The 13035-nt window shown below is 69.5% G+C and carries 17 protein-coding genes; 7 read left to right on the top strand and 10 right to left on the bottom strand.

All coding sequences use genetic code 11. The features are described from left to right. Positions 1-36 precede the first annotated feature (36 nt). Positions 37-1152 carry an FAD-binding oxidoreductase gene (locus tag O7553_RS28320; RefSeq protein WP_281552598.1) on the top strand — a complete coding sequence of 372 codons (1116 nt, stop codon included), beginning with the start codon at positions 37-39 and terminating at the stop codon, positions 1150-1152. Between the two features lie 13 nt (positions 1153-1165). Here the strand turns inward: O7553_RS28320 and O7553_RS28315 are convergent, their stop codons facing one another. Next, positions 1166-2713 (bottom strand): peptide deformylase, encoded by a 1548-nt coding sequence (locus O7553_RS28315; protein ID WP_281552597.1) that lies wholly within the window; start codon positions 2711-2713, stop codon positions 1166-1168. A gap of 354 nt (positions 2714-3067) precedes the next feature. Here O7553_RS28315 and O7553_RS28310 point away from each other — a divergent pair, with 354 nt between their 5' ends. Next, positions 3068-3859: a hypothetical protein gene (locus tag O7553_RS28310; RefSeq protein ID WP_281552596.1), complete on the top strand. Its 792-nt coding sequence runs from the start codon at positions 3068-3070 to the stop codon at positions 3857-3859. A 58-nt stretch (positions 3860-3917) separates the two neighbouring features. On the opposite strand, the gene O7553_RS28305 is transcribed toward O7553_RS28310, so the two are convergent. From O7553_RS28305 to O7553_RS28290, 4 genes are all read right to left on the bottom strand, one after another. Beyond that, a complete protein-coding gene (locus O7553_RS28305; RefSeq protein ID WP_281552595.1) occupies positions 3918-4460 on the bottom strand; it encodes a YbhB/YbcL family Raf kinase inhibitor-like protein in 543 nt (180 codons plus the stop codon). A gap of 66 nt (positions 4461-4526) precedes the next feature. Beyond that, positions 4527-6749 carry an MMPL family transporter gene (locus O7553_RS28300; protein WP_281552594.1) on the bottom strand — a complete coding sequence of 741 codons (2223 nt, stop codon included), beginning with the start codon at positions 6747-6749 and terminating at the stop codon, positions 4527-4529. Between the two features lie 42 nt (positions 6750-6791). Beyond that, the gene (locus tag O7553_RS28295) at positions 6792-7418 is read right to left on the bottom strand and encodes a TetR/AcrR family transcriptional regulator (RefSeq protein WP_281552593.1); all 627 of its coding nucleotides are present in this window, start codon (positions 7416-7418) and stop codon (positions 6792-6794) included. Positions 7419-7675: 257 nt separating this feature from the next. Next, positions 7676-7996: a hypothetical protein gene (locus O7553_RS28290; protein ID WP_281552592.1), complete on the bottom strand. Its 321-nt coding sequence runs from the start codon at positions 7994-7996 to the stop codon at positions 7676-7678. A 4-nt stretch (positions 7997-8000) separates the two neighbouring features. On the opposite strand from O7553_RS28290, the gene O7553_RS28285 reads away from it, so the two are divergent. Further along, a complete protein-coding gene (locus O7553_RS28285) occupies positions 8001-8384 on the top strand; it encodes a hypothetical protein (protein WP_281552591.1) in 384 nt (127 codons plus the stop codon). Between the two features lie 29 nt (positions 8385-8413). Here the strand turns inward: O7553_RS28285 and O7553_RS28280 are convergent, their stop codons facing one another. The 4 genes from O7553_RS28280 to O7553_RS28265 are packed head-to-tail and all read right to left on the bottom strand — an operon-like array spanning position 8414 to position 9311. Beyond that, positions 8414-8674, bottom strand: a complete 261-nt coding sequence (locus O7553_RS28280) for a hypothetical protein (RefSeq protein WP_281552590.1) — start codon at positions 8672-8674, stop codon at positions 8414-8416. Next, complete coding sequence (locus O7553_RS28275) at positions 8664-8801, bottom strand: hypothetical protein (protein WP_281552589.1); 138 nt, start codon at positions 8799-8801, stop codon at positions 8664-8666. The genes O7553_RS28280 and O7553_RS28275 overlap by 11 nt, the downstream gene beginning before the upstream one ends. A gap of 37 nt (positions 8802-8838) precedes the next feature. Next, complete coding sequence (locus tag O7553_RS28270) at positions 8839-9075, bottom strand: hypothetical protein (RefSeq protein ID WP_281552588.1); 237 nt, start codon at positions 9073-9075, stop codon at positions 8839-8841. Continuing rightward, positions 9072-9311 carry a hypothetical protein gene (locus tag O7553_RS28265; RefSeq protein WP_281552587.1) on the bottom strand — a complete coding sequence of 80 codons (240 nt, stop codon included), beginning with the start codon at positions 9309-9311 and terminating at the stop codon, positions 9072-9074. Before O7553_RS28265 ends, O7553_RS28270 begins: the two co-directional genes overlap by 4 nt. A gap of 155 nt (positions 9312-9466) precedes the next feature. Between O7553_RS28265 and O7553_RS28260 the strand changes: the two genes are divergently transcribed. Next, positions 9467-9661 (top strand): AlpA family phage regulatory protein, encoded by a 195-nt coding sequence (locus tag O7553_RS28260; protein WP_123604313.1) that lies wholly within the window; start codon positions 9467-9469, stop codon positions 9659-9661. Between the two features lie 207 nt (positions 9662-9868). On the opposite strand, the gene O7553_RS28255 is transcribed toward O7553_RS28260, so the two are convergent. Beyond that, positions 9869-11119 carry a helix-turn-helix transcriptional regulator gene (locus O7553_RS28255; protein ID WP_281552586.1) on the bottom strand — a complete coding sequence of 417 codons (1251 nt, stop codon included), beginning with the start codon at positions 11117-11119 and terminating at the stop codon, positions 9869-9871. A 138-nt stretch (positions 11120-11257) separates the two neighbouring features. Between O7553_RS28255 and cutA the strand changes: the two genes are divergently transcribed. The 3 genes from cutA (at position 11258) to O7553_RS28240 (ending at position 13021) form a co-directional block, all read left to right on the top strand. Further along, the gene (cutA, locus tag O7553_RS28250) at positions 11258-11593 is read left to right on the top strand and encodes a divalent-cation tolerance protein CutA (protein WP_281552585.1); all 336 of its coding nucleotides are present in this window, start codon (positions 11258-11260) and stop codon (positions 11591-11593) included. Between the two features lie 240 nt (positions 11594-11833). After that, positions 11834-12580, top strand: coding sequence for a VOC family protein (locus O7553_RS28245; protein ID WP_281552584.1), 747 nt, complete (start codon positions 11834-11836; stop codon positions 12578-12580). A gap of 99 nt (positions 12581-12679) precedes the next feature. Next, positions 12680-13021, top strand: coding sequence for a hypothetical protein (locus O7553_RS28240; RefSeq protein ID WP_281552583.1), 342 nt, complete (start codon positions 12680-12682; stop codon positions 13019-13021). The last annotated feature ends 14 nt before the right edge of the window (positions 13022-13035 follow it).

The raw sequence follows: 13035 nt of genomic DNA, 5'->3' as shown, positions 1-13035 counted from the left end.
CGGAGTCAGTGGCGGCACGGTGACGGGAAGGCCTCGATGAGCGATCTCGCGCAACTGTTGAAGGAGAGCTGGGTGCTCGTCGAGGAGGAGCGCGACCAGGTGGCGGGCTACTTCTACGCCCGACTGTTCCTGGACCGGCCGGATCTTCGCCAGCTCTTCCCGGTGCAGATGGACACCCAGCGGCGCTGCCTGATCGAGGCTATCGTCTCTGCCGTCGGCTCGATCGACGACCCGGAGCAGTTCACCGACTACCTGCAGTCACTCGGGCGGGCCCACCGCAAGTTCCAGGTGCAAGCTGCGGACTACGCCGCGTTCGGCGGCATGCTGTTGGAGGCGCTGCGCACCGTCGCCGGTGACCGGTGGAGCGTCGAGTACGACGAGGCCTGGGGTGCCGCACTGGAACTGCTCATCACCAACCTGGTCATCGGCGCCGAAAGCGACCCGAACCCGGCATTCTGGCACGCCGAGGTGCTCGACCACGAACGCCGGGGCACCGACGTCGCCGTGCTGACCTGCCGGCCGCTGCAGCACCGACTGGAGTACCAGCCGGGGCAGTACGTCAGCGTCGAGGTGCCGCGCTACCAGCCAAGGCTGTGGCGCAGCTACTCGATCGCGAACGCGCCCCGGGCGGACAACACTCTGGAGTTCCATGTCCGGGCGGCCGCTGCCGGCTGGGTGTCCAGCGCGCTGGTCCGCCGGGTCCGCCCCGGCGATCTGCTGCGGGTGGCCGCCCCGATGGGCTCCATGGTGCTGGACCGGGACTCGCCGCGCGACATCGTCTGCCTGGCCGGCGGGGTCGGTTTCGCCCCGGTCAAGGCCCTGATCGACGAGCTGACCCGGTACAACCGCAGCCGCTGGGTGCACGTCTACCTGGGCGGGCGGACCCGCGACGACCTGTACGACCTGGCCGAGCTGAGCCAGCTCTGCGCCGCCTACCCCTGGCTGAACGTGGTGCCCTGCTGCTCGGACGACCCGGGCTGGACCGGGGAGCACGGCGAGGTCGCCGACGTGCTGGCCCGCTACGGCCCGTGGTACGAGCACGACTTCTTCGTCGCCGGGTCGGCCGGCATGGTCCGGTCCAGTCTGCGTCGGCTCGCCGAGCTCGACGTCCCGGCCGAGCACATCCACTACGACAGCTTCGGCGAGGTGTGATCGCTTTGCCCGGTCAGTACACCCAGGGCCGGCCGCTGTCCCGGTACTCCTCGACCGGCACCAGGCTGGTCCCCGGTGCCATCCGATCGACGTACAGCCGGCCCTCCAGGTGGTCGATCTCGTGCGCGACCAGCCGGGCCATCGCCCGGTCGAAGGACGTGATCACCCGGCCGCCGTCGAACCGGGAGTGTTCGACGTCGATCCGCAGCGGACGCGGCACCAGCCCACGCACGTCGAAGTAGGACAGGCAGCCCTCGTACTGGTCATCGGTCTCCACCGCAACGTCGACAACCCGCGGGTTGAGCAGCGTCAGCGGCTCGGCTCCCGGCTCCGGGGGCCGGACCAGGGCCGCCGCCCAGGGCAACCCGATCTGCGGCGCGGCCAGGCCCACCCCCTTGCCGAACGGGTGCAGCTCGTCGAGTCGGGCCAGCATGGCCCGCAGCCGGGCGACGGTGTCCAACGCCACCGCCTCGTCGGCCGGTAGTTCGAACGGCTGCACCTGCTGTCGGAGCATTTCGGCGCCGCGCTGCACGATCCCGATGGCCCGCATCCGTTCGCTGGCCCGCTGCTCCGGCCGCGTCTCGGTCCCGGCCGGTGACCCGGCCTGACCGCCCGTGTGGGTCGGCGGCACGGACCGGAACCGCCACTCCAGCCGGTACCGGGCGTTGAGCAGCGGCGCGTCGGTCGACCACTCCAGCACCGACCGGCCGTTCACCCGCTGCCGGCGCACCGGCGTTCGCAGCGGGGCGTCCTCCGCAGACAGGGACGTCTCGACCCCCCAGACCTGGGGGTCGAGCGCTTCCGGGAAATCCAGTCGTACGGTGAGCTGCCGGGTGGGCAGCCGGACGGCACGTTGGAACCACTGTCCCCACTTCTCCTGGCCGACCCGGTAGGTGTACTCGATGCTGGTGCGCTGCCCCGGGTACAGCGGGAACCGGCCGTCGGAGTTCTCGAAGAGCAGCCAGACCTCTTTGAAGGCGTCCCGGTCGTGCTTCTTGCGCCACTGCATCGGCTCCTGGTGCCCGGGGGTGCCGCAGAAGGCGTGCAGGTCCAGCTCGACGAAGGTGAGCGGGTGTTCCCGGTGGTGCCGGTTGGACCGGTCCGGATCGTCGGGGTACCGGTCGACGGCGACCCGGACCAGGTAGCGGGTGACCGGTTCGGTGCCGGCGTTGTAGAGGGCCCGCCGGATCGTGCAGTGGTAGTAGCCGTCCCGGTAGGCGAGGGTGGCCACCTCCTGCTCGACGATGAGGCCGGTGCCGGGTGGCATCCACTGTTCGGGCACCGGCGGGTCGCGCGGCGGGGTGCTGGTACGGCTGTGCCGCAGTTCGTCGTACTCCTGGTAGCGCTGCCAGATCGCACCGCCGGCGCCGAGCACCGCTTCGGCCCGGCGGGCGAAGTCCTCGGTGGGGCGGTGCCGGCGGCCTTCGACGTGGCTGATGTACGACGGATCGAAGCCCATCCGGGCGGCCAACTGCTTCTTGGTCATTGCCCGGTCCAGGCGCCACTGGGCGAGCTCGGCCGCGAACGTGTCGGCGGCGCGGTCGATGGGCGAGCTGGTCATCGCAAGGCGTCCCCTCAGGCCGGATCCACAGTCTGCTTTCCGACTCGGACACCCGGTCGGATTTGGCGCGTTGCCGACAGAGCACTTGACAGCACGGATCAGAGCACTCTGCGAAATTCGCCCATCACCCACCGCCACGGAGTGTCATCACCCCGGCTGGAAGTTTCGCCGATACTCTGGTTAGCCTAGCCTTAGCAAGCTAGGGTGAACCATCGGCAGCTGGCGGAAGGATCGAAAGGTGAGAACGTTGAGGCGAGGCACGTGCGACCCGGTTGATCACGGGAACGCCACCTCCTTCTCGGTTGCCACCGTTACCTGCCCGGTTGCCACCGCGCCGACCGATGGTTGCTCATCGTGACCGCCGTCATCGACCCCCGGGCCCGCGCCGCCGCTCCGCTGGCCCCGATCACCGCCACGCTGCGCACCGCGTTCGGCACCGACGACCTGCCCGGCCTGCACGCCGGTCTGCTCGTCGACGACCAGACCGGCTGGCTGCCCGCCACCGAGCTGATCCACGGCGGCCACCTGCCCCGGCTGCTCGACTCGGCCGCCCGGCGCTGGCAGGCGAAGCGGCACGCCGCCGCCGCCCTCGCCTGGAAGGCGTACAGCTACTGGGTGGCGCTGCCGGTCGCGCTCGGCTGGGCGTCGGCCCGCCGGGTGCCGCTGATGCGCGCCGACGACGTACTGCTGCGGATGGACGACGACGGACCGCTGGTCGACGTCGGCCTGCGCCCCGGGATCCCGGTGGCGGTGCTGCCGCACGACCCGATCGCGGCGGCCGGGCTGCCCGAGGTGCTGGTCGTGGCCGACGAGGCCGAGCTGCTCCGCGTACTGCGGATCTCCCTGCTCGACCAGCACATGAGCCCGCTGCTGGACGAGATCCACAGCCGGGTGAAGCTCGGCCCGCGGACGCTGCTCGGCTCCCTCTCCTCCGGCATCGCCTACGCGGTGCTGCAGGCGGCCGACGCGCTGCCCGGCTCGTCCGCCGAGACGATCGGCACGCTGCTCGACGCGCTCGACATCGGCGACCTGATCGAGCTGGTGCCCGGCGAGGACGGGGCGGTCACCGTGCAGCGACGGACCTGCTGCCTGGCGTTCACCCTGCCCGACCCGAAAATCTGCCCCGGCTGCTGCATCCGCCCGTGACCGCGCGCCGCGCGGCCGGTCGGCCCGGCCACGCGGATAGCGGCCAACTGCTGGGTGGTCAGGCCGGCTGCTGGTAGGTGGCCGTCAGCCTCGCCCGGGCGAGGGTGTGGAAGGCCAGGTTGAAGCCGACGTACGCCGGGGTCGCCGTCGGGCCGAGGTCGAGCCGTTCGACGTCGAGGGCGTGCACCGCGAAGATGTACCGGTGCGGCCGGTCACCGGCCGGCGGTGCGGCGCCGTCGTACCCGGCGTTACCGAAGTCGTTTCGTACGCCGAACGCGCCCGGCGCCGCCTTCTCCGGGTCACCGCCGGCACCCTGCGCCAGCTCGGTCACCGACGCCGGCAGGTTGACCAGCAGCCAGTGCCAGAACCCGCAACCGGTCGGCGCGTCCGGGTCGAAGCAGGTCACCACGAACCCCTTGGTCGATGCCGGAAAGCCCGACCAGGACAGTTGCGGGGAGAGGTTCGCACCGCCGGCTCCGGTGAAGACGTGCGCCGTCGGCAGCGGCCCGCCCTCGGAGAGGTCGGTGCTGGTCAACGCGAACGAGTCGACCGGCGGAAGCAGGTCGTACGGATCAGGTGCGATCGGTCGGTCCAGGTTCATGCCTGGCATCCTGCCGCACCCGGCACCGGTACGCAGCCCAGCGCACCGATGCCGGGTGAAATCGGGTCAGGACAGGTCGGCTCCACTGCCGACCAGCTCGGCGCCGCGCTGCGCGGCCAGCCTGGCCCGCAGCTGCTCGCCTTCGATGTCCACGTTGGGCATGATCCGGCTGAGGAAGCCCGGCAGCCACCAGGCGGCGCGGCCGAGCAGCGACATCACCGCCGGGACGATGGTCATCCGCACCACGAACGCGTCGATCAGCACGCCGATCGCCAGCGCGAAGCCCATCGATTTGATCACCGGGTCGTCGACCAGGATGAAGCCGCCGAAGACCGCGCTCATGATCAGTGCGGCAGCGGTGACCACCCGGGCACCGTGCCCCATCCCGTTGATGGTGGCCTGCACGGCGGTGTCACCGTGGACGAAGTCCTCCCGCATCCGGGACACCAGGAACACCTCGTAGTCCATGGCCAGGCCGAACAGGATGCCGATCAGCAGGATCGGCAGGAAGCTGACCAGCGGGCCCGGGGTGTCCAGGCCGACCAGATCGGCGAGCCAGCCCCACTGGAAGACCGCGACGGTGATGCCGAACGTCGCGCCGACAGTCAGCAGGAACCCGGCGGCGGCCTTCACCGGCACCAGGATCGACCGGAACACCAGCATCAGCAGCAGGATCGACAGCCCGACGACCAGCAGCAGGTAGACGGGCAGTGCGTCGGCGAGCTTGTCGGAGACGTCGATGCCGACGGCGGTGACACCGGTCAACGCCACCGCTGCGGTGCCGTCGTCGTCCGGGGCCAACCCGAGTTCGGCAATCTCCACACGGATCCGCTCGACGAGCTCCTCGGTCGCGGCCTCGGTGGGGCCGGTCGCCGGGATGACCGCCAGGATCGCGGTCTGCCCGTCCTGGCTGGGCTGCGGCGGTGCGACCACCAGTACGCCGTCGAGGGCCTGCACCGTACCGGTGATCTGACCGGCGGCGGTGGTGGTGGCCTCCGCCGAGTCACCGGAGACCACCATGATCAGCCGGCCGTTGAAGCCGGGCCCGAATCCTTCGGTGGTCAGGTCGTACGCGGTTCGTGCGCTGCTGCCCAGCGGCGCGGTGCTGGCGTCGGGCAGGGCGATCCGCATGTCGGCGGCGGGGATCGCCAGGGCACCGAGCCCGGCCACGCCGAGCACGATCACCGGGATCCGCAGCTTCACCATCAGTCGGGCCCAGCGGAATCCGAAGGAGTCCTGGTTCTCCTGGCTGGTCGGTGCCTCGGCCGGGCCGACTGCCCGCTTGCCGCGCGGCAGCACCCGGCGGCCGGCGTAGCCGAGCAGCGCCGGCTGCAGGGTGATCGCGACCAGGACGGCGACGCTGACCGTGCCGGCGGCGGCCAGACCCATCACGGTGAGGAACGGGATGCCGACGACGGAGAGCCCGGCGAGGGCGATGACCACGGTGGCGCCGGCGAACACCACCGCGGAGCCGGCGGTGGCGACGGCGCGGGCGGCCGCCTCCTCCGGTTCCAGGCCTTCGAGCAGGTGCTGCCGGTGCCGGGAGGTGATGAACAGCGAGTAGTCGATGCCGACGGCCAAACCGAGCATCAGCGCCAGCACCGGGGCGGTGGAGGTGAGGTTGATGACGCCGCTCAGCACGAACAGGCCGGCCATGCCGGCGCCGACGCCGATCAGCGCGTTCAGCATCGTCATCCCGGCGGCGACCAGCGAACCGAAGGTGATGATCAGGACGACCAGGGCGATCGCCACGCCGATCGCCTCCTGGGAGCCGACGTGCGGCTCGGTGCTCATCACCTCGCCGCCGTGGGCCACCTGGAAGCCGGCGTCGCGGGCCGGGCCACCGACCGCTTCGTACGCTTGGCGCGATTCGTCGCTGACCTCGTCGTTCGGCACGGCGAACTGGATGTTGACCAGGGCGAACCGGCCGTCGGGTGACACGCTGCCGGTCTGGAACGGGTCGAGCGCGGCGATCACACCGGGGATCTGGTTGGCTTCCCCGACCACCTGCAGGACGGCGGCCTGGCCTTCGGGGGTGGTGAGCTGCTCGCCCTCCGGCGCGGCGATCACGATCGTGCCGCCGGCCCCGCTGGCCTCCGGGAACTGCTCCTGCAGCAGCTCCAGCGCCTCCTGGGATTCGGTGCCGGGGATGTTGAAGTCGCTGGCGGTCGGCCCGCGAAAGGCGAGCGCGGCGGCGCCGAGACCGACCAGGGCGATCAACCAGATCGAAACGACCAGGTGTCGTTTACGAAAGGCGGTCCGGCCGAGCCGGTATAGCAGGGTGGCCATGCGGCATCCTCTGTCGTGTCGGTCGTTACGGAACTTCGGGTTTCAGCTGGCGCCGGGCTTCGGGCCCTCAGCTGGCGTCAGGTCTCGGTTACGCGCCGGGCCCGGTTCGCCGAGGGTCCGGTCGATCACCTGGCCCAGCAGCGGGCGGAGCCGGTCGGCGTCGAGGTCAAGATGCTTGGAGCTGGCGGCGGCGACCCCGGCCAGCACCACCAGGGCGGCGAACCGGTCCTCCAGGCGCCCGGACCGACCGGTGAGGGCGTCGAGCAGCCGGTCGATCATCTGTTCCAGGTCGCAGAAGGCGGGCTGGTGCAGCATCTGCGGGATCTCGGCGTAGAGCACCGCGATCTGCCGCTGGTAGCGCAGGCACAGCTCGATGAAGCCGTCGATCGCCGTACGGCGGGCGGTCTCGTCGTCGAGTCCGGCCAGTTGCTGGTCGAGTTCGGCCAGGCTGGCGACCGCCGGGTTCATCAGGGCGGCGAGGATCGCGTCCTTGCTGTCGAAGTGGTAGAGCAGGGACGCCTTGGCGCAGCCCACCTCGGCGGCGATGTCCTGAAGGGAGGCTCCCCGGAAGCCGACCACCGCGAAGCGCTGGGCGGCCACGTCGAGGATCTGTTCGCGTAGCTCGGGCCGCGCTGCGCCGCCCCGGCCGGTCTGTGTCACTTTGCCCACCTCCTCTCCTCAGGTCACCTGCCGCGACCAAGGATGCCGGAGCGAACCCAGAAACCCTGACCGATCGGTCAGAAGGTGAAGCAGCTCACAGAGACGACCTGCTCAGCTTCGATCTCGACCGACAAATCTCACCCCAGGCGGGTGGAAGCCTGACGAGAACTTGATGAGAGTTCGTTAAGAGTCACCGGAGCAAGGACAACGGGAGATGGTCACTGGGCCGGCAGGACCGCGTGTTTCAACTGGGTCGACCGACTCATTCAGGCGGCAGCCGTCGCCGGCTCGATCGCCGGTGTCGCGTCCTTCTTCACCGAGCATCCCACCGCTGGGCTGCGGCTCATCGCGGGCAGCCTGCTCGTCGGCGGGGTCGCGCTCGCCTTCAGATGGCGTACGGCCGGCGGCCCTCGCCTTGGTTTCACCGGTGCGTTGGCGTTGGCGCTGGTCGGGGCCGGCGTCTTCGGTTGGTCGGTACGGCCGGGCGCGGCACCGGGTGCCGGCGCGCCGGCACCCGACTCGACCGGAAGCAGTTCGTCGGGTTCGTCGCCAACCACTGCCGGGCCGGATTCCGCGCCCGGCGGCACATCGGTGACAGTGCACCGGGCAGAAACCGTCGTCCCCCTCTCGGCGACATCAGAGATCGACCTCGACTCGCTTGCTCCCGACTGGGATGTCACGGGCTCTGACGAGACGGGCCGGGCCGATCTCCAGTTCAGCATCAGCGGCCTCGAAGCGATCAACAACGCCGAGCTACGGGAGGCCGCAGGTGACGGCCCGGAGCTCTGCCAGCAGGCGACGGCGCAGTACCAACTGACACTCGACGAGGACCTGTCCGAGACCAGGTACACCTGCGCGATCACCAACGAGGACCGCTTCGCCTCGGTGCGGTTCAACCGCGAAGACGTCCGAATGGGATACACCGTCTTCAGCTCGATCAACCTGACGATCACGGTCTACAACCGCGCCGCCTGACCACCGTCCGACTCGGCCGCCGGGCAGGGTTACGACCCGTCGTGCCGGGGCAGACGATAAAGTCCGTCACGTTGCACGAATATCTCCCGCCGCTCGGCGGCTTCGCCGGATTTGTCAATTACGTAACCCGTGACCCAGAGCCAGCCCTCGTACGTCGGCTTGGGGTCCACCGAGATGACCCGGAACCGCAGTCTGCGCTCACCAGCGAACTGCACGCTGGCCTCACCACCGACGACCAGCACGTCACCCGGCCTCGGCTCGGGCGCACGGAGCAGCCGACTACCCGCCACGCCGATCCGCCAACGGGTACGTCGTACGCCCGCAGTCCGGACACCACCGCGACTTCACCTTGAACGACCACAGCCCGGCGCAGAAGCCCAGCAGCGCCGCACTCAACAGTGCCCCGATGTCCCACATCGTTCCGTCCCTTTCAAAAGATGATGATTCCAAGCAGTCACGCGTCGTCGAGTGACACGGGCTCGCCGCCGTTGGCCTGCCACCGGGCAAGGATCTCGGCGACGATCCGGCGGGCACCGGCCTCACCGTGCTCGGCCTTCAGGTCCTCGAAGCTCCACCGCAGCGTGAGAGCCACCTCGGCCGCTTCATCGGTTTCGCACTCTCGGGTGACACCGGCGTCGTCGGCGTCGGCGTTCGGACCCGACTCGCCAGCACCGTCGTCCACCAGGATCACAACCCTGCCGGTACGCGGTAGCCGACCATCTGGCCGTAGGTCATCAGCGGACGCAGCGTCGGAGTGAGCATCGTCGGCTCGGACGACCAGCGGTGCCCACGGTTGCCGTCCAACCGTCGCTGCCTGGCCGCCGCACGCTCCCGGTCGAGCCGGGCCAGGCGCTTCGACGCCGCCGACCGCCCGTCCCGCCACTCCTGCCACCGCACCACCAGTTCACGAATCATCTCGACGATCACTGCTCTCTCCTTCTCAAGATCGTTTTCGTGTTACCTAATCGATCAAGCCCACGGCGCTACACCGCTAATGACTCGCCCGGACAGCATCCATGACCGTCCACAGGCAACCTTGCAACTGTCAAGGTTCACGGGGTGCTGGTGCTTACGTTCAGCTCGTGAGAGTCGTCGCGCTATCCGATGTCGCCGAGATGCTCGGCGGCGTATCGCGCACCCGCGCCACCGAGATCACCAACCGGGCGAGCTTCCCGGCACCAGTCGCACTCGTCGCCTCCGGCCGGATGCGGATCTGGGACCGCGACGAGGTCGCCGAGTGGATCCGCACCCACCGCCCGACCCAGCAGGAAGACTGACCGGCATCACCAGGTCATCAACCATCTCGACAATCACCGCCCGCCCGATCCGCTCTCGCGCTGTCCTGACTAGATACTCATCCACCGACTACACGCAGTGAACGCATCAGGCGTACGTCTTTGCTGATGGGTCGGACGGCAACTGGTACGCGGCGTACGACTTCGCTCGCTGCCCACAGCGGCGCAGGCACAATTTGTGAAAGACGCTCAGGAACCTGCGCCCAGCAGGTCAGCAAGCGCGGCCAGTTCCTGACTTACCGGCCGACGGCGACGGGTAAGGATCGTGGTGACGATGTCCCGGGCGTACCGCTGATGCCGCAACCAGGTCGGTGACTCCGCTCGGAGCCCGGAGAGGATGCGCGCCGCTTCGGCCAAGTCGCCGCGCTCAGCGTTGGCCCAGGCCCGGTCGAGCTGGTGACGATTCCGGTTGTCCGACGTGGCCCGGCCGTTCCCCGGCGGTACGCGTTCCGCCAACGCGAGCGCCGTGACCGGGTCGCCCGCTACGACCGACATCTCTACCCGCTTCATCTCCACGGTCACCGGGCAGAAGGCCCCCATGGTCACCGGCATGCGGAGAGCCACGTCTGCTGGAAGATGCTCGCCGATCCGGACCGCCGCCGCACCGGCGGCGTCGAGCATTTCTCCGGCGTCGTCGGCGCGACCATCGCGGATCGCGGCAGCCGACCCGCGCAACATGAGCCAGCCCCAGACCGCCAACCGGGTCGGGTTCGTACGGGAGAAGCGTGGCTCCACCGCGTCCGCCGTGGCGACAGCCAACCGCCCTGCCTCGTCGAACCGCCCCTGCCGGAGCAACAGCCAGCACATCGTGGTGACAACAGACGCGGCGACCAGTTCGTTGCCGGACTCGTCCGCGACGTCGAGCGCGAGACTCAGCGCATGGTAGGCAAGATCGAAACGCCGGAGCTGGATCAAGGTCGTCCCGGCGATCTGGTACGCCTGAGCGAGCTGACCCGCACCAGCGGTCCGCTGGTCGCCGCCACTCGCGTCGACAAGGCTGCGGGCTGCACCGATCAGCACCGGCAACCGGGCGAGCGCGGTGGCGTAATCGTCACCATGGTAGATCCGGTCGATCTCGGCAATTGACGTCTGCAGTTCTCGCACGGTCGGCGGATCTGTCGAGACATCACCGACAGTCGTGCCGCTCAAGCCACGGGCCGGAGTCAGCGCCCGCCGTAGCAGGTCAACCGCGATCTCGTCGCCATCGGTCCCGGCCCCGGCCGTCGGGTCAGCGACGGCCGGCCCGACGAGTACGGATGTCGGCACGGCAAGCGCAGCGGCGATCGCCCGCAAGGTCGACATCCGTGGTGATCCCGGCTTGTTCTGCTCCAGCTTCTGGATCGTCTCGACCGCGAGCCCGGCGGCCTCCGCCAACTGCTCCTGAGTGAGTCCCCTGAGTCGACGTAGCCGCCCTACGTTGTCGCCCACCGTCGAACTCATCGCGCCGCCTCCCGAAACCGCGCCCCCGGCCGTACGGAATCCGGCACCGCCGCATCGACCGCCGCCGCAACCGTACCGCGAGGTGATGATCAACTGTTGCTCTGATTCAGTAAGTCGGGTGGGCGCTAACCTCAGACCATGAGCGACTATCTACAGGTGTCGACCGCAGTCGAGACGCGAGAGGCGGCTGTGGCCCTCGCCCGATCGGCAGTTGGTGCTCGCCTGGCCGGGAACGCACAGGTGATCGGCCCCTTGATCAGCGTCTTTTGGCACCTGGGCAGTCAAGGTGAGAGCGAAGAGTGGCAGGTGTTACTCAATACCACGGCAGCCCGCTACGAAGCCCTGGAGCGCCACCTACTCGCACACCATCCCTGGCAAAACCCGCAGATCACCGCTACCGCGATCGTGGCAGGATCAGCAGCGTGCCTTGAGTGGCTTCGATCGTCGACAGGCGACGCTCCGTCAGGCAGTTGAGGTAAAGGTTCAGGTGACCGGCCCGGTACCGGTGCATGAGACCGTGGTCCGCCTCCCGGCGCGGCTGCTTCCGTGACATCTGGGATCGCGCTACCCCGCACGCGGAGTACGTGATCTAGCACAGCGCATGGCTACTCCATACTCCGCCGCGCAGGATGCCCGCGCAGCGCTCGCTTGCGCAGAACGACCAACGCCGAATTCCGGTGGCGGGTCGGCACCGGGATCGGCAGGATCAGGGGAATGACCACCGAACCGAACCGGCAGGCGGTCGGCTCACTGCGGGCCGTGGCGATCGACGCGCCGGACATCGACCGCCTGGCCACCTTCTACGAACAGCTCGCCGGCTGGCGACGCCGCCCCACCGGTGACGATGACGACGACTGGATCACCCTCGTCACCGACGACGGTTGGCGGATCGGGCTGCAACAGGCCGTCGACCACGTACCGCCGGACTGGCCCGGCCAGGACCGGCCGCAGCAGGCCCACCTCGACTTCCAGGTGTCGGACATCGACGCGGCGGCGGAACGCGCCCAGCAGCTCGGTGCCAGCCTGCTGCGCCGCGACGAACGGTGGCACACCCTCGCCGACCCGGCCGGCCACCCGTTCTGCCTGTGTCTGAAAGCCGACGAGCCGCAGACCACTCTGGCGGGCGTCATGCTCGACTGCCCCGACGCCAAGGAGTTGAGCCACTTCTACGCGGGACTGCTCGGCAAACCGGTGACCTACGAGGGGGACGGTATCGCCATGATCGGCGAACAGGGTGCGCAGCCCGTCCTGTTTCAGCAGGTCGAGCAGTACGCCGCGCCCCGCTGGCCGGACCCGGCGTACCCGCAGCAGATCCACCTCGACGTGCAGGTCCAGGGCGTAGATGCCGCCGAACATGCCGCCCTCGCCACCGGCGCCACCCGACTCGACGGTGCCGGCCCCGGCTGGCGCGTCTACGCCGACCCCGCCGGCCACCCCTTCTGTCTCGTCTGGGCGGCCTGACCAGGAAGAATGATCACGACAGACTGGCGTACCGCTGTCACCATCGGGCCATGGGTTCGGCATCGCCGACGCCAACACCCTTCGATCAGCGAGGAAGCCATGGCCGACATGTCCGGCGACCGCAGCGACGCTGCCGGTCCGCGTACCGACGAGGTAGGTCAGCCCCGGCGTGGCCGGCAGCCGGTCACCCTGCCAGCTTGGATCCGTGATCCGGAGCCGGTCCGGGTCACCTGGCGGCGGCGGGCGGCACTGGCCGCGCTGCGCCTGCCCGGCGGACCTGTGGTCCGCCGGGCCTGGTGGCGCTGGCAGCAGCGGCAACGGCTGCACCGCCGGTTCCCGATCCTGACCGCGTTGATCGCGGTGCCGCTGGCCTTCGTCGCGATCATGGCGCTGGTGTCGTTGGTCTACTGGCTGTGGGCCCGGATCTGGGTGATCCCGTAGGCCGTCCGCCCGGC

The organism is Solwaraspora sp. WMMA2059 (assembly GCF_027497315.1).
GTDB lineage: Bacteria > Actinomycetota > Actinomycetes > Mycobacteriales > Micromonosporaceae > Micromonospora_E.
The sequence above is the reverse complement of the archived record's forward strand: the minus strand, read 5'-3'. Positions and strand labels throughout refer to the sequence as shown.

Bases quoted from the DNA above. Each gene is read 5' to 3' on its own strand.
- O7553_RS28320 (WP_281552598.1), top strand. From the start codon at position 37: ATGAGCGATCTCGCGCAACTGTTGAAGGAGAGCTGGGTGCTCGTCGAG.
- O7553_RS28315 (WP_281552597.1), bottom strand. From the start codon at position 2,713: ATGACCAGCTCGCCCATCGACCGCGCCGCCGACACGTTCGCGGCCGAG.
- O7553_RS28305 (WP_281552595.1), bottom strand. From the start codon at position 4,460: ATGAACCTGGACCGACCGATCGCACCTGATCCGTACGACCTGCTTCCG.
- O7553_RS28300 (WP_281552594.1), bottom strand. From the start codon at position 6,749: ATGGCCACCCTGCTATACCGGCTCGGCCGGACCGCCTTTCGTAAACGA.
- O7553_RS28275 (WP_281552589.1), bottom strand. From the start codon at position 8,801: ATGTGGGACATCGGGGCACTGTTGAGTGCGGCGCTGCTGGGCTTCTGC.
- O7553_RS28255 (WP_281552586.1), bottom strand. From the start codon at position 11,119: ATGAGTTCGACGGTGGGCGACAACGTAGGGCGGCTACGTCGACTCAGG.
- cutA (WP_281552585.1), top strand. From the start codon at position 11,258: ATGAGCGACTATCTACAGGTGTCGACCGCAGTCGAGACGCGAGAGGCG.
- O7553_RS28245 (WP_281552584.1), top strand. From the start codon at position 11,834: ATGACCACCGAACCGAACCGGCAGGCGGTCGGCTCACTGCGGGCCGTG.
- O7553_RS28240 (WP_281552583.1), top strand. From the start codon at position 12,680: ATGGCCGACATGTCCGGCGACCGCAGCGACGCTGCCGGTCCGCGTACC.